Here is a 24,358-nt window from a genome sequence, read left to right on the forward strand (position 1 = left end):
AGATCAACATGAGCGAGATAACAAGATGCGCAAATCACTAGTAGCATTAAGCGTTTTAGCAGCAACAGCATTACCTTCGTTAGCTAATGCGGCAGATTACTCTGACAACATCCACAAAAATGATTATAAGTGGATGCAATTCAACTTAATGTACGCGCTAAAAGAATTACCTCGCCCTGCAGATGCACATTCAGGCCACGATTACCTAGAAATGGAATTTGGCGGTCGTTCAGGAATCTTTGATCTTTATGGTTATGTTGATGTATTTAACCTAACTAACTCTAATAGCAGTGATAAAGCATCTGCTGATGATAAAATGTTCATGAAATTTGCACCGCGCATTTCTCTTGACGCATTAACAGGTAAAGACCTATCTTTCGGTCCAGTAAAAGAACTTTATATTGCAACACTATTTAACTGGGGCGGTAACAACGGCGGCGTAAACAATTACTTCGTTGGTCTAGGTTCTGATATTGAAGTGCCATGGTTAGGTAAAATGGGCTTTAACGTTTACTCATTGTATGACATGAACGTTAAAGACTGGAACGGTTACCAAGTATCGACTAACTGGTTCAAGCCGGTTTACACCTTTGAAAACGGTACTTTCATCTCTTACCAAGGTTACATTGATTACCAATTTGGTATGAAGAAAGAATACACATCAGCAAGCAATGGCGGCGTGATGTACAACGGTATCGTATGGCACACTGATCGCTACGCAGTTGGTTACGGTCTAAAAGCTTACCACAATGTCTACGGTATTGATGACGGTACTTTCGGTCTTAAATCATCAGGTGTTTCACAATACTTCAGCCTATCTTACAAGTTCTAAGCTGACGGTATAACACCATAAAAAAAGGCGCTGATAGCGCCTTTTTTTGATCGCTGTAATTAGCCACGATGTTATGATGCGACAAATTAGGCTAATAACGGATTAAACTGTGAACATAACCCTGCTAGGTGCTGGTGCTATTGGTGCATTATGGGCCATAAAATTAACCCAACAACGACACAATGTGCAGTTATGGACCAGACATTCTGAGACCCAAACAACCCTGCACTTTAATGAATTAACAACGCCAACCACCACGAATAGCTATTCTTTTAGCTGTAATAGCCCTGATGATCTCGCCGCTTGTGAACTGTTAATTGTTACTGTCAAAGCCTTTCAAGTCACAACAGCACTTACACCATTATTGCCTTATTTAAATACCGATTGCGTAGTAGTTATTATGCATAATGGCATCGGTACTCAGTTGCAAATTCAGCAATTACTACCTCATAACCCGATAATCTATGCAACCACCTCTCAAGCAGCTTTCAAACCTACCCCAACAACCATTCAGCATACTGGTTTAGGGCAAACATCACTGGGTGCAATTAATCAGCAAGCACAACCTTTATCTTATATTGCGGCACTGTTTAATGCCGCTTTAGCACCAACCCAATGGCAAGCTAATATCTATCAACCACTGTGGCAAAAACTGGCCATCAATTGTGCCATTAATCCGCTGACGGCTATCCATCAATGTACTAATGGCGATTTAGCCCTTCCTTGCTACCAATCCCAACTCGATAGTATTTGTTTAGAAGTGGCACAAGTTATGACAGCGGAAGGTTTTTTGACCACTCAACAGCAGCTTCGTCACCAAGTTGATAATGTTATTAAAGCGACAGCCAATAACTATTCCTCGATGAATCGTGACATTTTTCATCATCGACTCACTGAAATCGATTATATTAATGGGTATTTAGTTCAACAAGCCCAACGCCATGACATTGATACACCTATAAATTATCAATTATGGCAGGCTATTAAACACATGGAGTCACTAGACCATGCCTGAGTTATGTCCTCGCGTCGTTGTTTGTATTGCCCCTGGCAGTGAAGAAATGGAAGCAATTAATACCATTTCTATTTTAAAACGGGCTCAATTTGAGGTTATTGTTGCCAGTGCAGCAGAAGATGGCGCATTAATTGTTGATGGTTCGCGCGGCATTAAACTGGTGGCGGATACGGCATTAATTACGATTGCCGATGAACAATTTGATGCTGTGGTATTACCCGGAGGTGTTGCAGGAGCTGAGCATTTTCGAGATAGCCCATTAGTGGTTGAGTTTGTTAAACAACACCATTATGACGGTAAATTAATTGCCGCTATTTGTGCTACACCTGCGATTATGTTTGCTGCTAATGATATGTTTACTAAAGCGCTTATGACCTGTCATCCTGCTTTCCATAACCAAATTCCAGCACCACAATTACGCCCTAAGCGTGTTGTGTATGACAAGCATGCTCACTTGTTGACCAGTCAAGGTCCAGGTACAGCCCAAGAATTTGCGCTTGATCTTGTTACTCAACTCACCAATAAAGCCACAACAGCTGCTATTGCCGAATCAATGGTGGTGTGGCCAAACATGCATTACGACGTCATGCCTGAACGTTAACATAAGCCATTTTTTAAAATAAAAAGCCCTCAATGATCAGATCATTGAGGGCTTTTTGATGTCACAAGCACGGCATGAGATCCGCGCACATGGCATTAATTATAATGGGCGATATACTTTTACGTTCTCAAAGCCATTCTCTTTCAAGTACAGCGCTTGCAAACGACTCATCACACCATGAGCACAGTAAAGTAAGTAAGTCTTATCTTTTGGTAAATCACCAAATTGAGTCGCTAACTTGTAGAATGGAATATGTTTTACTTCCACACCGTCAAGCTCTAGCGGACTTTCGTCTTCTTCATCTGGGCTACGAATATCAAGCACAACAGCATCAGTAGAGATCTGCTCTACTAATTCAATTTCAGGGGCTTGTTCTTGGCTCTGTTTTTCGATTTCACGAATATCCATCACTCGTGCCTCATCTATAACGCGATCAAGAATAGTAAAATCAAATTTCGCTTCTTCAATTTCAAGCTTTGATTTCACTGCTTTAACTGTTGGGCTCTTTGAAATTACACCACAGAATTCTGGCATGGTTGCGGCAAAATCTTCAGTACCAATTTGACGCGATACATCGATAATATCTTCTTTGTCCCAGTTGATCAGCGGACGCAGAATCAAAGTATCAGTCACACCATCAATATGACGTAGATTCGTGAGTGTTTGGCTAGATACTTGACCTAACGCTTCACCCGTTACTAATGCTTGAATGCCAAATTTTTCAGCAACACGACCCGCTGCACGCATAAACATACGCTTAAGGATCACGCCCATTTGACCATCATCGACTTTTTCTAAGATCTCGCCAACAACAGGATCAAAATCAACCGCGATAAATTTAACTTTGGCAGATGAACCGTATTTTTTCCATAAGAAGTGTGCAACTTGCTTAACACCAATCTCATGGACAGGACCACCAAGATTAAAGAAACAGTAATGTACTTTACTGCCACGTTTAATATGAAGGTAACTTGAAACACCAGAGTCAAAACCGCCAGAAATAAGGCTTAATACATCTTCTTGTGTACCAAGAGGGAAGCCACCTAGCCCTTTATGACGGAATAATACTTGGTTAAGTAAGTTATTCTCAATTTCAATATTAACCGTAACATCAGGTTTTTTCAGTCTTACTTTTGCAGACTCAATCGCTTGATTAAGACCACCACCAACATAACGCTCAGCTTCAATCGAGGTAAAATCATGTTTACCTACACGTTTTGCGCGTACACAGAATGTTTTACCGTCAAGACTATCACCAACAAGCTCTAGTGTTTTCTCAAAGATATTATGAAGATCAGTAAATTCCGTCTGTTGAACTTCAAGTGAGTGGTGGATACCAGGTGTTTGCGTTAAGGCTGTAAGCACCATGTCACGTTTTGTTTCATCAGGTTCGTTCACTTCTAACGAAAAACGACGATTATAAACACTAACAGACTCTGACTGACGCTTTAAAATAATGCGCAGGTTAGACTCAAGAATTTTGATAAAACGCTTACGTACTGAATCACTTTTAACAAAAATCTCTGGATGTGGTTTAACTATAAATTTCATAACACACTTCGCTTCACTGGGTCTAAAGTACCAAACAGAATAAAGTACCAAACGGAATTAAAGGCGCGAATTATACAGCAAGGTGTCTGCCACTGAAACAAGGATATGCTAACAGCACGACTTATCTTTCTCACTCGCGCAATTATTATTGATATTTGTGCTGTGTTTACCTTAGTCACAATCACATCAACCAGCAAATTTCGTTATCAAAAAATACGTTATAACGGCGATTGAGTGCTAACTTCTGCAGAATAATGAGGCTTACCTTGTACAATTGAAATTTCAACTCGTCGGTTACGACTTCTTCCCTGTGGCGTTTTATTATCGGCAATCGGGGCGGTATCGGCCATGCCAACGACCCGCATTCGTTTTCGATCAAAACCTTTTACTTGCTCCATTGCTTGAGCAACAGAAACCGCACGTTGGGAGGATATATCCCATTTTGAACGATAAAGTTCAGAATCTAACGCTTGATTATCAGTGTGACCACTAATACGAATAATACCAGGAACATCTTTTACCAATTCAGTGACTTGTTGAATAAGCGGGATAAATTTAGGCTGCAAAAATGCAGATCCTTCAGGAAAGGCCCCTTTTTCTTTAATACGAATCACTAATTGTTGTCCAAACGATTCAATCTCAACCGTATTGTCAGTGATCTCACGCGCTAATGCTTGAGTTAAAATCTGGGTTATCTGGGGTTGTGATTCTATTGGCACTTGCTGCTGATACTGTTCTTGCGTAGCACTTTCATTTTTATCACTGTCTGATGTCGCTGTATCTTTACGTCTGCCACCATCTTGCTCTGCCAGACCATCATGAAAATCTAATGAGCGTTTAGTAATATCAATCGTCTGCTGCATAATCACTTCAATTGGTGTCGGCTCAGGTCGTCCTGGTCGAAACTCTTGTGCAATAACACTGGTACCTTTAGGAATATCATTCACATTTAATACATTTTGAACCCCAAAAGCATTTTTCATCGATCCTGCAATTTGCTGGAATTTAAGCACATCCATTTCAGAAAATGACAGCAGTAATACAAAAAAACACATCAATAATGTGGCTAAATCAGCAAAGGTTGCCATCCATGCTGGTGCACCTTTTTTATATTTTGGTGGTAAAGAATCCATAATTAACTCTTATTCATCAAAATTTAAGTGACGTTTTTTCTCATGTAAATAGTTTTTCAAATAGCTGTCTATTACGCGAGGATTTTGTCCTTCTTGAATCGCTAGCACACCATCAAGGATCAATAATCGATTTAAACGCTCTTCATTTTTACGTAGCATCAGTTTATCTGCGATAGGCAATGCCACCATATTTGCTAAAACAGAGCCATAAAGTGTGGTTAACAATGCCACCGCCATCGCAGGTCCAATCGATTTAGGATCATCCATATTAGATAACATTGCCACTAAACCAATTAATGTTCCTATCATTCCCATGGCTGGCGCCACATCACCAAGGGAGGAAAAAATACTCGCGCCTTGCTCATGACGTTCATTGGTTAATGAGATATCTTTTCTTAAAATCATTCGTACCGTATCTGCATCATGCCCATCAACAAGTAAATCAATGCCTTTTCGTAAAAAAGGATTTTCTACTTCCATTTCTTCAAGCGCTAAAAATCCCCCTTTACGGGCAGAATCAGCCATGGTGACAATTTGAGCAATAAGGTCATCGGGTTTATCTGTTTTAAACATAAATGCCTTAGCGGCAATTTTTGCTGCCCCCAAAAACTGACTGCCATTGTATTTCATCAGCACAATAAACAAACTGCCGCCAAAGACGATCAAGACAGATGAGGTATCAGCAAACATAGCCAAATCGCCACCTACCAACATTGCCATTAAAATAAAAGCAAATGAACCTACTAATCCGATAAGTGTTGCCAAATCCACGCCAAATCTCCTTAACTGTTATTTTAATAATCGATTTAACAGTCAATGAACATAGAACAAAAATTAATAAAGGATAATGCTCACTATTCAATAAATAACAGTGCAATATCACCTCATAAAACAAAATATTGCGACCAGAGGATAAAACGTCAATAGCACTATCTATCGCAAGCTAACTCTTTATCGACCATCATCACGTTTCATTTAGGGTTTTATTTCTATCATTACGTGATATTTATCGTTCTCTACTATGAAAATTACTGTCTGTGGCACAGATTACTGTGACATAATTTGACCTTAGATAGTCACTACGTTATTTTTCTAGCACTTAGATAAGAGTGAAAATGATATGGCAGCAAAAAAACCAGAAAATATGGCATTCGAAGCCGCACTTGATGAGCTAGATGCCATTGTCAATGAACTAGAATCGGGTGATATCCCACTGGAAGATGCGCTAAAGAAATTTGAGCGTGGTATTTCATTAGCTCGCAACAGTCAGTTAAAGTTAACTCAAGCAGAACAGCGAGTAGAAATTTTATTACGCGCTGACGATAATGCGCCATTAACAGACTTTGAGCCAAGCCATGACGAATAATATACCGTTATCGCAAACACTAAAAATGCTGCAACAACGTAATAACCAATGCTTAATTGATTGGTTAACTAAACAACCTTTTGCAGATCAAACGCTACTTGAAGCCATGAAGCATGGTACTCTACTTGGCGGAAAACGTGCTCGTCCTTATCTGACATACGTGACAGGTAATATGCTCGGCGTCGATTACGATGATCTCGATACAGCAGCAGCTGCTGTTGAATGTATTCACGCGTATTCATTAATTCATGATGATTTACCCGCAATGGATAACGATGCCTTACGTCGAGGTCAACCCACTTGCCATATTGCGTTTAATGAAGCGATAGCTATTTTAGCTGGTGATGCCTTACAAACATTGGCTTTTGAAATTATTGCTCAAGGTCGTTTAAGTCCAGAAGGACATCAACAACGTATTGCCATGGTTAGCGAATTAGCGCAAGCCTCAGGGGCAGCAGGTATGTGCCAAGGGCAAGCTCTCGATTTAGAAGCAGAGGGACAGCATGTTGGACTTGAGCAACTAGAATTAATTCACAAACATAAAACAGGTGCCTTGATCCGTTGTGCGGTTCGATTAGGAGCACTCGCTGCCGGTGAGAAAGGACGTCAAATTCTGCCACAGCTAGACAAATATGCTGATGCTATTGGCCTTGCTTTTCAAGTTCAAGATGACATTTTAGATGTCATCAGCGACACTGAAACACTCGGTAAGCCTCAAGGTTCAGATCTTGAACTTGATAAAAGTACCTATCCAGCATTGCTTGGATTAGAAGGTGCGCAACAAAAAGCGCAACAACTTTATCAAGAAGCGCTACAAGCATTAGCAGCAATACCTTACAATACCTATCAATTGGAAGTTTTTGCCCGATATATTATCGAGCGCAACAACTAGAATCAGTAAAAGCGCCGAACTGTTATGACTTTGGATATATCAAAATACCCGCATCTCGCATTAGCTAACACGCCAGATGAATTACGATTATTGCCCGCTGAAAGTCTACCTCAAGTCTGTGATGAGTTACGTACTTACTTACTCAAGACGGTTAGCCAAACCAGCGGCCACTTTGCCTCCGGACTCGGTACAGTTGAACTGACCGTTGCGCTTCATTATGTCTATAATACCCCATTCGATCATGTGATTTGGGATGTTGGTCATCAAGCTTACCCGCATAAAATTTTAACGGGTCGGCGTGATAAGATGTCAACTATTCGCCAAAAAGGTGGATTACATCCTTTTCCTTGGCGTGGTGAAAGTGAATACGATGTACTGTCTGTCGGTCACTCTTCAACCTCAATAAGTGCTGGTTTAGGCATGGCGATTGCGGCTGAAAAAGAAGGGCTTGGCCGTAAAGTTGTCAGCATTATTGGTGATGGTGCTATTACTGCAGGCATGGCGTTTGAAGCCATGAATCATGCTGGTGACATCCACAGTGATATGCTAGTTATTCTTAATGACAATGAGATGTCTATCTCTGAGAATGTTGGCGGTTTAAGCAACCACTTAGCTCACTTACTGGCTGGTAACTTTTACGCAACTATTCGTGAAGGTGGTAAAAAAGTACTGTCTAATGCACCACCCATTAAAGAAATCGTGAAACGCGCTGAAGAACATATTAAAGGTATGGTTGTTCCAAGCACGATGTTTGAAGAGCTTGGTTTTAATTATATTGGCCCAATTGATGGCCATGATATTGATGAGTTAGTTAAAACACTCAAGAATATGCGTCACCTTAAAGGGCCGCAATTTCTGCATATCATGACTAAAAAAGGTAAAGGCTATGCACCAGCAGAAGCCGATCCAATCAATTATCATGCCGTACCAAAATTTGATTTAAGTGAAAATCCACTGCCTAAAGCTAAAAATACTAATCCAACTTTTTCTAAAATTTTTGGTGATTGGTTGTGTGATATGGCAGCCGTTGATGACAAGTTAATGGCTATCACACCTGCAATGCGTGAAGGCTCTGGTATGGTACGCTTTTCAAAAGAATACCCAGAGCAATATTTTGATGTTGCAATTGCAGAACAGCATGCTGTGACACTAGCCAGTGGTATGGCTATTGGTGGTTACCATCCAATTATCGCTATTTACTCAACGTTCTTACAACGCGGCTATGATCAGTTAATTCATGATGTTGCTATTATGAATTTACCAATTATGTTTGCCATTGATCGTGCAGGTTTAGTCGGTGCTGATGGTCAAACTCACCAAGGGGCATTTGATATTAGCTTTATGCGTTGTATCCCTAATATGGTGATTATGGCACCAAGTGATGAAAACGAGTGCCGCCAAATGCTCTATACCGGTCATCAGCATCAAGGTCCTACTGCAGTACGCTATCCGCGTGGTTGTGGTTTGGGTACTGAAGTTGAAACCACCATGACAGCACTTGAAATTGGCAAAGGTATTATTCGTCGTCAAGGCGAAAAGGTGGCTATTTTAAACTTTGGTGCCATGCTAGGTTATAGCTTAGATGCTGCTGAAAACTTAAATGCAACCGTTGCCGATATGCGTTTTGTTAAACCGCTTGATGAAGCATTAATTCTTGAACTTGCGGCTAGCCATGATGTGTTAGTCACTGTTGAAGAAAATGCGATTGCTGGCGGGGCTGGCAGTGGTGTGATTGAGTTCCTCATGCAACAAAAATGCATTAAGCCGGTATTAACCATTGGCTTGCCCGATCGCTTTATCGAACAAGGGACTCAAGCTGAATTACATCAGATGTTAGAGATTGATGGTCCAGGAATTGAGAAACAAATCCTTGCGTATCTTGCTAAATAAGCATTAATTGTATTATTCGCCTGAAATATACTGCAAAAAAAGCCATGAATAATAAACTGTTCATGGCTTTTTTATTGCCTATTTATGGCAGTATATAACTTAAAATCCTAACCAATAGCCAACGAACCACAATGAAATCATTGCCATAAAGCCAGCCAAAACATCATCAATCATGATCCCAAAACCACCTTCAACATGTTTATCTAACCAACTGATCGGCCATGGTTTTAACATGTCAAAAAAGCGAAATAGAATAAAACCAGCTAATATCCACTTCCATGATACCGTTGGTGCAATAGCCATTGTGATCCAAAAGCCAACAAACTCGTCCCAAACAATGCTGCCATGATCATGAACTTTCATGTCGGTAGAAGTAATATGGCAAATACGGATCCCGATAAGAGCGGCAACCAATACAGCAACTAAATACCAACCAAAAGGTAACTGCGCAAGAATAAGGTATAACGGAATGGCGGCTAGTGTACCCATTGTGCCAGGAATATATTTAGCTAAACCACTGCCAAATCCTGTCGCTAATAAGTGCCAAGGATTGTTCATTTTTAGTAGATCTTTTGGATTTGTACTCACGCTAATACCTTACTTATTTGTTACGACAAAATGATCCCAACCGGATAATTGCCAACTTAATGGTTTATCTAGCTGTAATAATGATAAGCCATGCCCTGCTACTACTTTACCAATACAGCTATATTTGACATTAGTATGCGCTAAAGCCAGCTTTAATGCATCTCGATTAGCTTTGGGCGCCGTAAAGCAAAGTTCATATTCTTCGCCACTGGTTAATGCTAACTGTTGTGCTTGTTGCCGATCACCATGACAAAATGCTAATAACTCAGCAGATAATGGCAGCTGTTCAACATCAATCTCAATGGCAACTTGAGAACGATCACTGATATGTTTTACATCCGCGATCACGCCATCAGAAATATCCAATGCCGCCGATGCAATGCCACGTAAAGCTTCACCAACATTCACTCGAGGTTGGGCTTTAAAATGCCGTTCAACCAACGCTGCCGCAAGAGCTGGCTCACAGTGCGACTGATTTAATATCAGAGCGAGTCCTGCGGCACTATCACCAAGATCACCCGTCACATAAATATCATCACCCACTTGTGCGCCACTGCGAGTTAATGCCTGACCACGAGGAACTAATCCTTGTACTGTTAAAGTAATACTTAATGGACCTTTAGTCGTATCACCACCAATTAATTGAATATTATACTTATTCGCTAACTCAAAAAAACCATGGCAAAAAGGCGCTAACCACGCTTCATCAATCGTCGGTAAAGTTAATGCTAATGATACCCATGCTGGCGTTGCCCCCATTGCCGCTAAGTCACTTAAATTAGATGCTAATGCTTTATAAGCAACCAATGCGGGATCAGCGTCTACTAAAAAGTGTGTTCCTGCAACTAAAGAATCAGTACTTATTGCGACCTGATAATTAGCAGCTACATCAACTAAAGCGCAATCATCACCAATAGCTAAAGCAACATCATCACGCTGAGGTTGTTGCTGTGCAAAGTAATGATTAATGATATCAAATTCATTTTTTGCCATGATTATCTTTTCCCTCAATAAAAAAAAAGCCAGCTAATAAGCTGACTTCTTTCATCGTACTCAACGCAATAAAAAATTATTTATCTTTTTTACGTAGAGATGGTGCAGCTTTATCTAATACACCATTGACGAATTTATGGCTATCTTCAGCACCGAAGAGTTTCGCTAATTCGATTGATTCGTTGATCACAACTTTAAATGGTACGTCTTCACGTTTAACCATTTCGTACATTGCAAGACGAAGCAGTGCAAGTTCCATCTGGTCTAGATCCTGAAGTGGACGAGACAAGTATGGACGCATTTTGCTATCAAGTTCTTGATGGCTTAATACAACACCTGCAAATAAATCACGGAAATAAGCTACATCAGTTTCTGGCGCTTTACATGCAGGCGCATCAGCTTGATGTTCTTCTTCTTCAAACTTATCGCCTGAAAGGAAATATTGCTCAATATCAGCAACATTACCTTTAGTAAGTTGCCAAGAATAAATTGCTTGTACAGCAAATTGACGTGCATTACGACGCGCGGCTGGTTTCACAGTAACCCCCATTAGGATTCGATTTGGGACAGGACATTTACCATTTCGAGCGCGCTTAGTGCAGCCTCTGCCCCTTTATTACCAGCCTTGGTACCGGCACGCTCAATGGCTTGTTCTATAGAATCAACAGTTAACACACCAAAAGCAACTGGAGTATTATACTCTAGTGCGACTTGTGCGAGACCTTTATTACACTCACCGGCAACATAGTCAAAATGAGGTGTTCCACCACGAATAACAGAGCCTAACGCTACGATAGCATCATAGCGATCACTCTTCGCGACTTGCTGGGCAACAAGCGGTAGTTCATAAGCACCAGGGCAACGAACAACAGTGATATTATCTTCACTAACCTGACCTTGACGTTTCAGCGCATCTAATGCACCTGAAAGTAAACTTTCGTTAATAAAGCTATTAAAGCGTGCAATTACGATAGCAATTTTTGCGTTTGGTGCCGCGATGGCGCCTTCAATTACCTTCATGGGCCTTCCTGTGACTATGTCTTTCCAGTTTGAGAAACCGCGGGAGTCTAACACACTTTAGGATATGTCTGCTACGCACAACCGTCGGTTTCAGTGGATTTGTTAATATTTATTGCTTATTCGTTGTAGAACCAACCAATAAGTGTGCATTATCAATAACAATAATGCTCCGTGAATTCATTTCAGAAAATACAGTACGGTATTATTCGCAAATATATTCAACTACTTCAAGACCAAAACCTGATAGAGAATGATAACGTTGTGTGCTTGATGACAACAAACGCATTTTACTCACACCTAAATCAGATAAAATTTGCGAACCAATACCCACCTGACGTGATGGATTATACGGGCTTGCTTTTACTTGTGGACGACCTTCATTTTCAGCAGCAATATTTTTCACTTTATTGATGATACTATCAGCCGATTCTTGTTTACTTAGCACCACCAATACGCCATTTTCAGCACTGATACGTTGCATTGCTGCAGGTAGTGTCCACTGCGTTGCACCTGACTGTAGAATATCTTTAAAGGTATCTTGCAAATGCACTCGAACTAACGTTGATGCGTCAGCTTCAATATTACCTTTACGCAGCGCGTAATGGATCTGATCATCAATTTTATCGCGGTAAGTGATCATATCAAACTCACCAAATTCAGTATTAAGCTTACACTCACTAACACGTTCAATAGTGGTTTCGTGATAATTACGATATTCAATAAGATCGGCAATAGTACCCAACTTTAAGCCATGCTTTTCTGCAAAAATCTCTAATTGCGGACGACGTGCCATGGTGCCGTCTTCATTTAAAATTTCCACAATAACACTTGATGGCTCAAGACCAGCTAAACGCGCAACATCACAACCCGCTTCAGTATGTCCAGCACGAGTAAGAACACCACCTTCTTGAGCCATTAGTGGAAAAATATGACCTGGCATAACAATATCTGCAGCTGTTGCATCAGCGGCAACAGCAGCTTGTACTGTACGAGAGCGATCAGCGGCTGAAATACCCGTCGTTACACCGGTTGCAGCTTCAATAGAAATAGTAAAAGGCGTACCAAACTGTTCAGTATTATCTTGAACCATTAGTGGTAAGCTTAATTTCTGACAACGTGCTTTGCTTAATGTTAAACAAATTAAACCACGACCATACATCGCCATAAAGTTAATGGCTTCAGGAGTGATTTTCTCTGATGCAATAATCAGATCGCCTTCATTTTCACGATCTTCATCATCCATCAAAATAACCATTTTGCCTTGGCGAATATCGTCAATGATTTCTTTTGCACTACTTAAAGCCATAATACTACCCTTCATTCTTATGTTGCTTTATCAAGCATAAAGCAATGCTTAACCGAGAAACCCTGTTCTCGCCAATAAATCCATTGTTACCTGAGATTGTTTCTCTGCGGCTTTATCACCCAACATTAAGCGTTCAAGGTAACGCGCGATAACATCAACCTCAAGGTTAATTTTACGGCCGACACTAAAATCAGCCATCGTGGTTTCAGCAGCAGTATGCGGCACAATCGTTAATTTAAACTCATCGCCACGAACAGCATTTACAGTCAAACTAATGCCATCAACAGCCACTGACCCTTTCTCTGAAATATATTTTGCAAGCTGTGGTGGTACTTTGACCCAAAATTCAATTGCACGGCCAACATGTTGACGCTCAATCACTTCAGCCACAGCATCAATATGTCCAGAAACCATATGACCACCAAAACGGGTAGTCGCTAACATGGCTTTTTCTAAATTAACCACTTGGCCAGCTTTATAATGTGCAAATGCGGTACGATTTAATGTTTCTAATGAAAGATCAGCAACATAACCTTTACCTGTTAGTTTTACGACGGTGAGACATACGCCGTTAGTCGCGATACTATCGCCTAACTTAACATCCGCTAAATCTAACGAACCTGAATCGACGGTAACAGAAATATCAGCACCTTTAGGTGTAAGTGCGGATATTTTACCGACAGCTTCTATAATGCCAGTGAACATGATAAGCCCTTAATTTCACTATTTTATTTATTATTGTGTACTGTTGCTATAATACGAATATCCTCACCAACCATGCTCACATCAGTAATAGTCAATAGTGGTGTTTGTTCCATCGAGGTTAAACCTGTGATAGCAATCAAACCACGACTATCACTCCCCATCAATTTAGGTGCTTGATATAAAATCAAACTATCGACCAATTGCTGCTGCAACAATGCGCCAGCTAAACATGCTCCCGCTTCGACCCATATATGATTAATACCATAATCAGCTAACTGCGACAGTAAAGCGACTAGATCAAGCTGCTTACTATTGGTTTGAGTCGGAATGATCCATTGCTGTACTGAATCTGGCCACACTTCTGTTCCAAGCCTAGTACGAGCGAGAATAGTTTCTCCAGGCAAATGAAATAACTGATATTCAGGTGTGAGTCGATTTTGGCTATCAATAATAACCCGTGTTGGCTGGCGTAATGCGGATTGAGGATACACTTGTTGTACTGATACATCTAACTCATTCCACCGCACATTCAACGAAGGGTCATCAGCAATCACTGTCGCACTGGTTGACAAAATAGCACCAGCTTGCGCACGAAAATGTTGTACATCAGAGCGCGCTTTAGGACCTGTGATCCACTTACTGACACCATTTGCTAATGCGGTTCGACCGTCTAAGCTCGCAGCGAGTTTAAGCTCAACATACGGCATCTGATGGGACATTTGCTTAATAAAACCAGGGTTAAGTGCTTGTGCTTGCGCGGCTAAAACACCGATATCAACTTGAATACCAGCCGCTTGCAATAAAGCGATACCACGACCAGCAACGGCAGGATTGGGATCGACCATGGCACATACAACGCGAGCAACATTGGCATTAATTAATGCTTCAGCACAAGGAGGGGTTCGACCATAATGAGAGCATGGCTCTAAAGTGACATACACCGTCGCCCCTTGAGCACGTTGCTGAGCCTGCCGTAATGCAAACACTTCAGCATGGGGTTGTCCTGCTTGATAATGATACCCTTCACCAACAATGTCGCCATTATTTACAATCACGCATCCTACCTGAGGATTCGGTGCTGTGGTATAACGGCCGCGCTTAGCCAGAGCTATCGCTCGCGACATCATTTGTTGATCAGTATGTGTCATTATTGTTGGTCTTAACGATTATTTATTTTAACGTTCCAGTTTAGCGATTTCTTCACCAAACTCACGAATATCTTCAAAACTACGATAAACAGAAGCAAAGCGGATATAAGCCACTTTATCTAATTCTTTTAATGCTTCCATTACTAAATTACCTATCATCTCTGATGGTACTTCACGTTCACCTGTTGCTCGCAGACAAGATTTAATGCTGTTAATTGCGCGTTCAATATCATCAGTACTCACTGGACGTTTTTCTAACGCACGCTGAATACCACCGCGTAATTTTTCTTCATTAAACGGATCACGGTTACCATTAGTTTTCACTACGCGAGGCATTACAAGCTCTGCCGTTTCAAACGTAGTATAGCGTTCATTACACGCTAAACATTGGCGTCGTCGGCGCACTTGGTGGCCATCTGCAACCAATCGTGAATCGATTACTTTGGTGTCATTTGCACCGCAAAAAGGACAATGCATTTAGCCTCCTACATTCAATCGTCTCAGTGTAACCCATTTCATCACTTTAATGAGACAATCCCCTTCCTTTTTTATAATAAATAGCCTTAAAAGTAACAATTATCATTAATAATGGCGCATTTTATAGTATTCATAAAACAAAAAAGGCTCACCTATGAAACAGGTAAGCCTTTTTTTGATATGCAATAAGTATTTAATACTGCATCATGCGTGAATTATGCGTAAACAGGAAGACGCTTACAAATTTCAAGCACTTTCTCTTTTGTCGCTTCAATAACGGCAGTGTCATTGATGTTATCTAGTACATCACACATCCAACCGGCAAGTTGACGTGCATCATCAGCATCAAAACCACGACGAGTTATTGAAGGCGTACCAACACGAATACCTGAAGTTACAAATGGGCTACGTGGATCATTAGGCACGCTGTTTTTGTTAACCGTAATATTGGCTGCGCCCAGTGCTGCGTCTGCTTCTTTACCTGTGATTCCTTTATCAATTAAATCGACAAGGAATAAATGGTTTTCAGTGCTACCAGAAACAATGTTATAACCGCGTTTAATAAATTCAGCCACCATCGCTTTAGCATTAACAACCACATTAGCTTGATAAACTTTAAACTCTGGCTCCATCGCTTCTTTAAATGCTACCGCTTTAGCGGCGATAACATGCATTAACGGACCACCTTGACCACCAGGGAAAACAGCAGAGTTAAGCTTTTTGTATAGATCTTCGCCTTCATTTGACAGAATCAAACCACCACGAGGACCGGCTAATGTTTTATGCGTTGTTGTGGTAACGACATGCGCATGAGGCACAGGGTTTGGATAAACACCCGCCGCAATTAAGCCCGCAACGTGCGCCATATCAACAAACAAGTAAGCGCCAATTTTATCTGCGATTTCACGCATTCTTGCCCAGTCAACAACTTGAGAATAAGCGGAGAAACCACCAATGATCATTTTTGGCTTATGCTCTAACGCCAGTGCTTCCATTTCTTGGTAATCAATTTGACCATTTTCATCAATACCATAAGGAATGATATTGTATAACTTACCAGAGAAGTTTACCGGTGAACCATGAGTTAAGTGACCGCCGTGTGCCAAGCTCATGCCTAATACTGTGTCGCCAGCATTCAATAGTGCCATGTAAACAGCATTATTTGCTTGAGAACCTGAGTGTGGCTGAACATTCGCGTATTCTGCACCAAATAACTGACAAGCACGATCAATCGCAAGTTGCTCAGCCTTGTCGACAAATTCACAACCGCCGTAGTAACGCTTACCAGGATAACCTTCAGCATATTTATTTGTTAGCTGAGAACCTTGTGCTTCCATTACACGTGGGCTGGTGTAATTTTCAGAAGCAATCAACTCGATGTGTTCTTCCTGACGGGCAGTTTCTTCCTGAATAGCTGCAAATAGTTCCGCATCATAATCAGCAATATTCATATCACGCTTTAGCATCTGTATCTCCTGACTCAGCTAAGTTTTATACTATTTTTAGTAATAAACGAAAAATCACCAACACTAGACGCCATGCGGACGCAAACGTTTTCGTTTTCGTTTTTATCTGTAAACTATACTACATAAATTGATCTAAATCAGAAAGTCCTAAATGTGGTTTTCTTTGTTGTTACAATAATCTGCCGCTAATACCCGATCCATCAAACTCAAGTTATAAATATAAAAAAGGGGCTGCATATACGCACCCCCGATTATTATCTTAATCATGACGAACCATCACAAATTAAATAGCATCTTCATCTTCTTCACCGGTACGAATACGTACCACACGCTCTATATCAAACATGAAGATTTTACCATCGCCAATCTTACCCGTTTGCGCGGTTTCAACAATTGTTTCAATACATTGCTCAGCAACTTCATCAGTCACCACAATTTCAATTTTCACTTTAGGTAAAAAATCGACCATGTATTCTGCACCACGGTAAAGCTCCGTATGGCCTTTTTGACGACCAAATCCTTTTACTTCTGACACCGTCATTCCGGTGATACCCACTTCCGCTAATGCTTCACGAACATCATCAAGTTTAAACGGCTTAATAATGGCTTCAATTTTTTTCATTATCATCATCCTTTGCTGAGCAGAAGATCGGGATCATAATTACAATCACCGACTTGATTAAATTAAGGCTATTATCACAGATTTAATGCAGTAACTTAATCACATTTAATATTCTTTAATGTAATTAGACTCCATTCGTCGCAAAAGTAGCAACACTGAATACAATAATACTAAGCCATTGATCACCATAATAACAATATCATGATATTTAACTGGAAAAAGATCTGGTATGAAAGGAATTAAACTTACTTGTAGAAATAATGTTACGGCTGGAATATAGAAATAAAGCGGTATAAATCCCCATTTTTTCCCTCGAAATAAGCCTATACAAGCAAGTATTCCAGAGCTTAATACTAATATAGTGACACTCACTGGCACTGTTGTCAGAATATCAAATTTAAAGATATGAATTATCATCTCAACATGCTGAATAAGACCAATAATAACTAATACTGCCAATAGTTTGGTCGCACCGATAAGACAGTAACTCTTGGGAAAATCCAATCCCATTATTTCATCCTTGTAACGACGCCAACGTCGTTCTATTTATTAATTATGTCAATTATCCCAATGTTTTTTCAAAGTGAATGTGATCAATATCAACTTCATATTTAATTTTGTAACTCTCAAATTACAGCATAAAAAAAGCTGCCAACACTGGCAGCCTTCATTAATTTAGATAACTCAATATTTAACCGAGATTAACTCGTGCGTTACGGAACATACGCATCCAAGGGCTATTTTCGCTCCAATCATCTGGATGCCAAGAGTTGGCAACAGTACGGAACACTCGCTCAGGGTGCGGCATCATAATCGTAACCCGCCCATCTTGCGTGGTTAATCCTGTAATACCGTTTGGCGAACCATTAGGGTTAGCGGGGTAATTTTGAGTGACATTGCCATAGTTATCAAGGTAACGTAGCGCAATCGTTCCTGACTGCTCAATCGCTACCAAATGCTCGGCATTGCGTACTTCAACTCGACCTTCGCCATGTGAAACCGCGATTGGCATTCGCGAGCCAGCCATTTCATTAAAGAACAATGAATCACTCTTTTGTACTTCAACTAAACTAAAGCGCGCTTCAAAACGCTCTGATTCGTTACGCACAAAACGCGGCCATAAATCAGCACCTGGAATCAGCTCATGTAGGTTAGACATCATCTGACAACCATTACATACACCTAACGCCAACGTATCTGGGCGAGTAAAGAATGCAGCAAATTGGTCACGAGCAATATTGTTAAATAATACTGATTTTGCCCAGCCTTCACCCGCACCTAATACATCACCGTAAGAGAAGCCACCACAAGCCACTAAACCATTAAAGCCATCAAGTTGTATCTTACCGCTAAGAATATCACTCATATGAACATCTTTAGCTTCAAAGCCAGCACGGTCAAACGCAGCCGCCATTTCAACGTGAGAGTTAACCCCTTGCTCACGTAAAATTGCCATTTGCGGTTTGGCACCAAAATTAATCGCTGGTGCAATAAATGGTGCTGCAACATCATCATTAATATCAAATGTTAACTTGGTATGTAGACCTGGATCTTGCGTATCTTTCTTCGCTTCAAATTCTTGTAATGCTCCGGCGGGGTTATCACGCATAGCTTGCATTTGATAAGTGGTTTCAGCCCAAATTGCGCGTAATTCAGTGCGGTTTTGTTGAAGCACTAAGTCGTTACCATTCCAAATACGTAGCGTATCTTCATCAATCACTGTACCAATGATGTGACTGCATGCCGCTAAACCATTTGCAGCGAGCACCGATTGAACAACATCAAGATCATCTGTGCGAACCTGAATCACAGCACCCAGTTCTTCGGTAAATAACGCTGCGAGCACGTCATCACATGCATCTGTTGCGGTAGTATTAATATCAACTTCAATACCAGTGTGACCCGCAAATGCCATCTCAGCTAAAGTGACATACAAGCCACCATCACCACGATCATGGTAAGCCAATAGCTTCTCATCACGCACTAAGGTTTGCATTGCAGAGAAGAAGCCTTTTAATAACTCAGGGCTATCAACATCAGCGGCTTTATCACCTAACTGCTTATAAACTTGTGCCAGTGCCGTTGCACCCAAACGGTTTTGACCACAACCAAGATCCACCAGCAATAAGCTCGATGCACCTTTATCGGTACGCAATTGTGGTGTCACGGTTTTTCGAACATCTTCAACACGACCAAACGCGGTAATGACTAAAGAAAGTGGAGATGTCACTTGTTTCTGTTCACCATTCTGCTGCCACTTAGTCTTCATCGACATTGAGTCTTTACCCACAGGAATCGTTAACCCTAATGCAGGACATAACTCTTCACCAATGGCTTTTACTGCTTCATATAGACCAGCATCTTCACCCGGATGACCTGCAGGTGACATCCAGTTAGCCGATAAGTTAATCCGCTTCATATCGCCAATATCAGTACCTGCAATATTGGTGATCGCTTCACCAACCGCTAAACGCGCAGAAGCACCAAAGTTAAGCAGTGCAACAGGCGTACGCTCACCCATCGACATTGCTTCGCCGTGGTAACTATCATAACTCGCAGCAGTTACCGCACAGTTAGCCACTGGCACCTGCCAAGGACCGACCATTTGATCACGCGCAACCAATCCGGTCACACTACGATCACCGATAGTGATTAGGAAAGTCTTTTCAGCTACCGCAGGTAAACGTAATACTCGCTCAGTTGCTTCTACAATAGTGATTTCACTGCGATCAAGCGGTTGTCCAACCACGGTTAATGTTTGTGCCTCACGGTGCATTTTCGGCGCTTTACCCAATAGAATATCCATTGGCATATCAATCGGGGTGTTATCAAAATGACTATCTTCAAGGCTTAAATGACGTTCAGCGGTTGCTTCACCCACCACCGCATACGGTGCTCGTTCACGCTGACAAATCGCATCAAATGTTGCCATATTTTCAGGCGCAATGGCGAGAACATAACGCTCTTGTGATTCATTACACCAAATCTCAAGCGGGCTCATACCTGGCTCATCATTGGGTACATCACGTAGCTGGAATTTACCGCCACGCTCACCATCATTAACTAATTCAGGTAAGGCGTTGGAGATACCGCCCGCGCCAACATCATGAATAAAGGCAATCGGGTTGTCATCGCCCATCTGCCAGCAACCATCAATCACTTCCTGACAACGGCGTTCCATTTCTGGATTTTCACGCTGGACAGATGCAAAGTCGAGATCTTCCGCTGATTGACCAGATGCCATTGATGAGGCTGCACCGCCACCAAGGCCGATATTCATTGCTGGACCACCAAGGACTATTAACTTAGCGCCAACAGGAATTTCTTTTTTCTGCACGTGATCAGCACGAATATTGCCCATACCACCTGCAATCATGATTGGCTTATGGTAACCACGGATTTCTTCACCAGCGTGGGAAGTGACTTTTTCTTCGTAAGTACGGAAATAACCTAATAGATTTGGACGACCAAATTCATTATTAAATGCCGCGCCACCTAATGGACCATCAAGCATAATATCTAACGCGGTAACGATACGATCTGGTTTACCAAAATCGGTTTCCCACGGTTGTTCAAAACCAGGTACACGTAAGTTAGATACCGTAAAGCCCACTAAACCCGCTTTAGGTTTACCACCAATACCGGTTGCGCCTTCATCACGAATCTCGCCACCAGAGCCTGTTGCTGCGCCTGGCCACGGTGAAATAGCTGTTGGGTGGTTATGTGTTTCCACTTTCATCAAAATATGATTATCTTCTTGATGATAAGTGTATTGACGTGATTGTGGATCTGGGAAGAAACGACCCACATGAGAGCCTTCCATTACAGCAGCATTGTCTTTGTAAGCCGACAAAACATGCTCATGGTTATGCTCATAGGTATTTTTAATCATTTTAAATAATGATTTTGGCTGATCGACACCATCGATAGTCCAATCAGCATTAAAAATCTTATGGCGACAATGTTCTGAGTTCGCTTGAGCAAACATCATTAATTCAATGTCATTAGGATTACGCTCAAGCTTAGTAAAGTTTTCAACCAAGTAATCAATTTCATCTTCCGCTAAAGCAAGACCTAAACTGAGGTTAGCTTGCTCTAATGCTTGGCGTCCGCCCGTTAAAATATCAATACTTTTTACCGCAGCAGGTTGCGCTTGAATAAATAATGCTGCCGCAGCATCAACATTATCCAACACCACTTCCATCATCCGATCATGAAGTAGGGTTTTTAACTCATGCAATTGTACTGCAGTGAGTGTCGATGAGGATTCAATATAATATGCCGTACCACGCTCAAGACGTTTGATCGCGGTTAAACCACAATTACGAGCAATGTCGGTCGACTTTGAAGACCAAGGCGAAATAGTGCCCGGACGAGGAGTAACAAGTAGCAATAAACCATTAGGCTCGTGCTCTGCAATCGTTGGGCCGTATGTGAGTAGACTGGTAAGTTTAGCTTGTTCATCAGCAGTTAACGTTGTAGCCACATCAGCAAAATGGGCAAACTCAGCATAGATATGAGTAATAGGTAGATCTAACTCATGACAACGCTTAAGTAACTTATTAACGCGAAACTCAGACAAAGCGGGTGAACCACGCAAAATTTCCATGTGCAAAGGTCTCTCGATTAGCAGGTTAAAAAAAGTGATATTGAGGTAAATATCAAGTTCTAGAAACTTACCTCAATAGCACTTAGTACAAGACTATTTACTGCTTAACTACCGCAATGTTGTTTACGTGTGCCTAGTATAAGGGAATTTTTTTTGTGACGTAACACTTGACGCAACCGTTTGCGTATTTTTTTTACAATCTTAATCAAAATAATTAAAAAACACCTTAGCTCACTATTTTGGGGTTACTTTTTAACCATGAAATAGGTAAATATCATTTTATCTATTTGAATATCTAAATTATGGCTATTAACTGAACAGTTCAACTTTGCGCAATTAACAGGGTTTGATATAAAGAGCTTTAATTTTCAGATTAGGTCTGCTTAGTTGATAAATATTCAGTTGTTCACTCTACTACGTCGTTTTATATGTTTGCTAATACTTGCTATATTGACCAGCGGCTGTCAATGGCAAGATAGCAAACCCACCAGCCTTGAGAAAATTCGAGATAGTGGTGTATTACGAGTAGGAACACTCAATAATCAACTGTCTTATTATATTGGTGCCGAAGGCCCTACTGGTTTGGATTATGAACTAGCTCAAGCCTTTGCAAAAAAGCTTGGGGTTAAGCTTGAAATAACCTCCATGCTAACTTTATCTGAATTATTTCCAGCATTAGAACGTGGTAATATTGATATTATTGCAGCAGGACTTGCCGTGACCCCTGATCGTCTGCAAGACTTCTATCCAGCCCCTGCCTATTACTACGCTAGCCAAGTGCTTGTCTATAAAAAAGGTCAACGACGACCAAGAAACCTAACAGAATTAGCTAAACTAACTCAAAATAACAAACATCTAGCCATTGTAAAAGGATCTAACTATGAGCAAAAATTAAAGCTTATTAGTGACACCCATCCCGCATTACAATGGCAATCAATTCCAGAATTAGACGTAGATGATCTGTTAATCAAAGTTGCGACTGGCGAACTTGATTATACTATTGCTAACTCCATCAATGTTGCGCTATTGCAGCGTACTCACCCCGACATTGCTATTGCATTTGAACTGACGCAAGATGAGCCTATCAGTTGGTTTGTAAAACAAAGTAGTAACGATAGCTTATATGCATTATTGATTGAATTTTTTGGGGCCATGAAAAAAAATGGCACCATGACGTTACTTGAAGAAAAATATTTAGGCCATATTGATCAATTTGACTATGTTGATACCCGCGCTTTCTTACGAGCAGTCTCTAATACCTTGCCACAATGGAAAACATTATTTAAACAATATGCCAATGGTTTTGACTGGCGTTTATTAGCTGCATTGTCTTATCAAGAATCACACTGGGATCCACAAGCAATATCACCAACAGGGGTCCGTGGAATGATGATGCTAACATTACCAACCGCAGAGTCGGTAGGAGTGACTAACCGTTTAGATCCCGAACAAAGTATTCGTGGTGGCAGTGAATATTTACGAAAAATGATTGCTCGCGTACCAGATAGCATCGAAGAACACGAGAAAGTATGGTTTGCTCTTGCCTCTTATAATGTTGGTTTTGGTCATTTAATGGATGCACGTCGACTGACAAAAGCACAAGGAGGAAACCCTGATACTTGGGTTGATGTAAAACAACGCTTACCCCTATTAGGACAGCGGAAATATTATATTCAATCGCGCTATGGGTATGCTCGTGGTAATGAAGCGCTGAATTATGTTGAAGGTATTCGTCGTTATTATCAAAGCATTATTGGTTATGAGCGAGCCCATAATAGTCAATTTGAAAATGAACATTTGAAAATTATTGATGGCTTACAAACAATAACAACGCCACAAGTGCCACCAACAACAATTGTCAGCCCTTAACTGATTAAAATAATAAATCATAACTAATACCTGTAATTACAAAGCAATAACAGCATCGATTATTATGAGTTCGGAATAATCATCTAATTTTTAGCGTAATGGGCGTTTGATCAACGTTTGACGATTAAGCGATAAAGATTGCTACCCAAAAGTGCACCATTATGCATAATGCAATTAATCGCATTAAATAATGATATTGTTAATGGTGCAGCAAGGTTTATTCGCTGACTGCAAGGTCTATTTACTGACTATTTGTGGCGCCATAATATCGACTC

Annotated in this window: 22 protein-coding genes; 7 read left to right on the forward strand and 15 right to left on the reverse strand. The window is 40.9% G+C overall.

Annotation, left to right across the window (positions count from 1 at the left end; translation table 11 throughout):
• Window positions 1-25: 25 nt before the first annotated feature.
• The 3 genes from OC457_RS10685 (at window position 26) to OC457_RS10695 (ending at window position 2,448) form a co-directional block, all read left to right on the forward strand.
• Window positions 26-832, forward strand: a complete 807-nt coding sequence (locus OC457_RS10685; RefSeq protein ID WP_080172776.1) for a nucleoside-specific channel-forming Tsx family protein — start codon at window positions 26-28, stop codon at window positions 830-832.
• Window positions 833-941: 109 nt separating this feature from the next.
• Window positions 942-1,847 carry a 2-dehydropantoate 2-reductase gene (panE, locus tag OC457_RS10690; protein WP_080172775.1) on the forward strand — a complete coding sequence of 302 codons (906 nt, stop codon included), beginning with the start codon at window positions 942-944 and terminating at the stop codon, window positions 1,845-1,847.
• A complete protein-coding gene (locus OC457_RS10695; protein WP_080172773.1) occupies window positions 1,840-2,448 on the forward strand; it encodes a DJ-1 family glyoxalase III in 609 nt (202 codons plus the stop codon). The genes panE and OC457_RS10695 overlap by 8 nt, the downstream gene beginning before the upstream one ends.
• Before the next feature lie 99 nt (window positions 2,449-2,547).
• On the opposite strand, the gene thiI is transcribed toward OC457_RS10695, so the two are convergent.
• From thiI to pomA, 3 genes are all read right to left on the reverse strand, one after another.
• Window positions 2,548-3,999 carry a tRNA uracil 4-sulfurtransferase ThiI gene (gene thiI, locus OC457_RS10700; protein ID WP_080172771.1) on the reverse strand — a complete coding sequence of 484 codons (1,452 nt, stop codon included), beginning with the start codon at window positions 3,997-3,999 and terminating at the stop codon, window positions 2,548-2,550.
• Between the two features lie 218 nt (window positions 4,000-4,217).
• Window positions 4,218-5,132: a flagellar motor protein MotB gene (locus OC457_RS10705; RefSeq protein ID WP_080172770.1), complete on the reverse strand. Its 915-nt coding sequence runs from the start codon at window positions 5,130-5,132 to the stop codon at window positions 4,218-4,220.
• Between the two features lie 9 nt (window positions 5,133-5,141).
• Window positions 5,142-5,903 carry a flagellar motor protein PomA gene (pomA, locus tag OC457_RS10710; protein WP_080172768.1) on the reverse strand — a complete coding sequence of 254 codons (762 nt, stop codon included), beginning with the start codon at window positions 5,901-5,903 and terminating at the stop codon, window positions 5,142-5,144.
• Window positions 5,904-6,252: 349 nt separating this feature from the next.
• Here pomA and xseB point away from each other — a divergent pair, with 349 nt between their 5' ends.
• From xseB to dxs, 3 genes are read left to right on the forward strand one after another with little or no spacing between them, the layout of a single operon-like run.
• Entirely contained in the window at window positions 6,253-6,498 is a 246-nt protein-coding gene (gene xseB / locus OC457_RS10715; protein WP_036795796.1) for an exodeoxyribonuclease VII small subunit, read from the forward strand.
• Window positions 6,488-7,390 (forward strand): (2E,6E)-farnesyl diphosphate synthase, encoded by a 903-nt coding sequence (ispA, locus tag OC457_RS10720; protein WP_080172766.1) that lies wholly within the window; start codon window positions 6,488-6,490, stop codon window positions 7,388-7,390. The genes xseB and ispA overlap by 11 nt, the downstream gene beginning before the upstream one ends.
• A 24-nt stretch (window positions 7,391-7,414) precedes the next feature.
• Window positions 7,415-9,280 carry a 1-deoxy-D-xylulose-5-phosphate synthase gene (gene dxs, locus OC457_RS10725; protein ID WP_080172764.1) on the forward strand — a complete coding sequence of 622 codons (1,866 nt, stop codon included), beginning with the start codon at window positions 7,415-7,417 and terminating at the stop codon, window positions 9,278-9,280.
• Between the two features lie 99 nt (window positions 9,281-9,379).
• Here dxs and pgpA read toward each other — a convergent pair whose 3' ends face one another.
• The 12 genes from pgpA to purL all read right to left on the reverse strand — a co-directional run bounded on the left by pgpA (window position 9,380) and on the right by purL (window position 22,214).
• Window positions 9,380-9,838 (reverse strand): phosphatidylglycerophosphatase A, encoded by a 459-nt coding sequence (gene pgpA, locus OC457_RS10730; RefSeq protein ID WP_235866893.1) that lies wholly within the window; start codon window positions 9,836-9,838, stop codon window positions 9,380-9,382.
• A 39-nt stretch (window positions 9,839-9,877) separates the two neighbouring features.
• Entirely contained in the window at window positions 9,878-10,861 is a 984-nt protein-coding gene (gene thiL, locus OC457_RS10735; protein WP_080172761.1) for a thiamine-phosphate kinase, read from the reverse strand.
• A gap of 76 nt (window positions 10,862-10,937) precedes the next feature.
• Window positions 10,938-11,411, reverse strand: a complete 474-nt coding sequence (nusB, locus tag OC457_RS10740) for a transcription antitermination factor NusB (RefSeq protein WP_080172760.1) — start codon at window positions 11,409-11,411, stop codon at window positions 10,938-10,940.
• Entirely contained in the window at window positions 11,411-11,881 is a 471-nt protein-coding gene (gene ribH / locus OC457_RS10745) for a 6,7-dimethyl-8-ribityllumazine synthase (RefSeq protein ID WP_036795804.1), read from the reverse strand. The genes nusB and ribH overlap by 1 nt, the downstream gene beginning before the upstream one ends.
• Window positions 11,882-12,083: 202 nt before the next feature.
• Window positions 12,084-13,187 carry a bifunctional 3,4-dihydroxy-2-butanone-4-phosphate synthase/GTP cyclohydrolase II gene (ribBA, locus tag OC457_RS10750; RefSeq protein WP_080172759.1) on the reverse strand — a complete coding sequence of 368 codons (1,104 nt, stop codon included), beginning with the start codon at window positions 13,185-13,187 and terminating at the stop codon, window positions 12,084-12,086.
• Window positions 13,188-13,235: 48 nt separating this feature from the next.
• A complete protein-coding gene (locus OC457_RS10755) occupies window positions 13,236-13,892 on the reverse strand; it encodes a riboflavin synthase (RefSeq protein ID WP_080172757.1) in 657 nt (218 codons plus the stop codon).
• 23 nt (window positions 13,893-13,915) lie between these two features.
• Window positions 13,916-15,043 carry a bifunctional diaminohydroxyphosphoribosylaminopyrimidine deaminase/5-amino-6-(5-phosphoribosylamino)uracil reductase RibD gene (ribD, locus tag OC457_RS10760; RefSeq protein ID WP_162841674.1) on the reverse strand — a complete coding sequence of 376 codons (1,128 nt, stop codon included), beginning with the start codon at window positions 15,041-15,043 and terminating at the stop codon, window positions 13,916-13,918.
• 24 nt (window positions 15,044-15,067) lie between these two features.
• Window positions 15,068-15,517 carry a transcriptional regulator NrdR gene (nrdR, locus tag OC457_RS10765; protein ID WP_045031203.1) on the reverse strand — a complete coding sequence of 150 codons (450 nt, stop codon included), beginning with the start codon at window positions 15,515-15,517 and terminating at the stop codon, window positions 15,068-15,070.
• Between the two features lie 215 nt (window positions 15,518-15,732).
• On the reverse strand, window positions 15,733-16,983 hold the full coding sequence (gene glyA, locus OC457_RS10770) for a serine hydroxymethyltransferase (protein WP_080172754.1): 1,251 nt from the start codon (window positions 16,981-16,983) through the stop codon (window positions 15,733-15,735).
• Between the two features lie 283 nt (window positions 16,984-17,266).
• The gene (glnB, locus tag OC457_RS10775) at window positions 17,267-17,605 is read right to left on the reverse strand and encodes a nitrogen regulatory protein P-II (protein WP_036795812.1); all 339 of its coding nucleotides are present in this window, start codon (window positions 17,603-17,605) and stop codon (window positions 17,267-17,269) included.
• A 105-nt stretch (window positions 17,606-17,710) separates the two neighbouring features.
• Window positions 17,711-18,115, reverse strand: coding sequence for a hypothetical protein (locus OC457_RS10780; RefSeq protein WP_080172753.1), 405 nt, complete (start codon window positions 18,113-18,115; stop codon window positions 17,711-17,713).
• A 181-nt stretch (window positions 18,116-18,296) separates the two neighbouring features.
• The gene (gene purL, locus OC457_RS10785; protein ID WP_080172751.1) at window positions 18,297-22,214 is read right to left on the reverse strand and encodes a phosphoribosylformylglycinamidine synthase; all 3,918 of its coding nucleotides are present in this window, start codon (window positions 22,212-22,214) and stop codon (window positions 18,297-18,299) included.
• Window positions 22,215-22,604: 390 nt separating this feature from the next.
• Between purL and mltF the strand changes: the two genes are divergently transcribed.
• On the forward strand, window positions 22,605-24,083 hold the full coding sequence (gene mltF, locus OC457_RS10790) for a membrane-bound lytic murein transglycosylase MltF (protein ID WP_096777797.1): 1,479 nt from the start codon (window positions 22,605-22,607) through the stop codon (window positions 24,081-24,083).
• The last annotated feature ends 275 nt before the right edge of the window (window positions 24,084-24,358 follow it).

This window comes from Photobacterium toruni (genome assembly GCF_024529955.1).
Lineage (GTDB): Bacteria > Pseudomonadota > Gammaproteobacteria > Enterobacterales > Vibrionaceae > Photobacterium > Photobacterium toruni.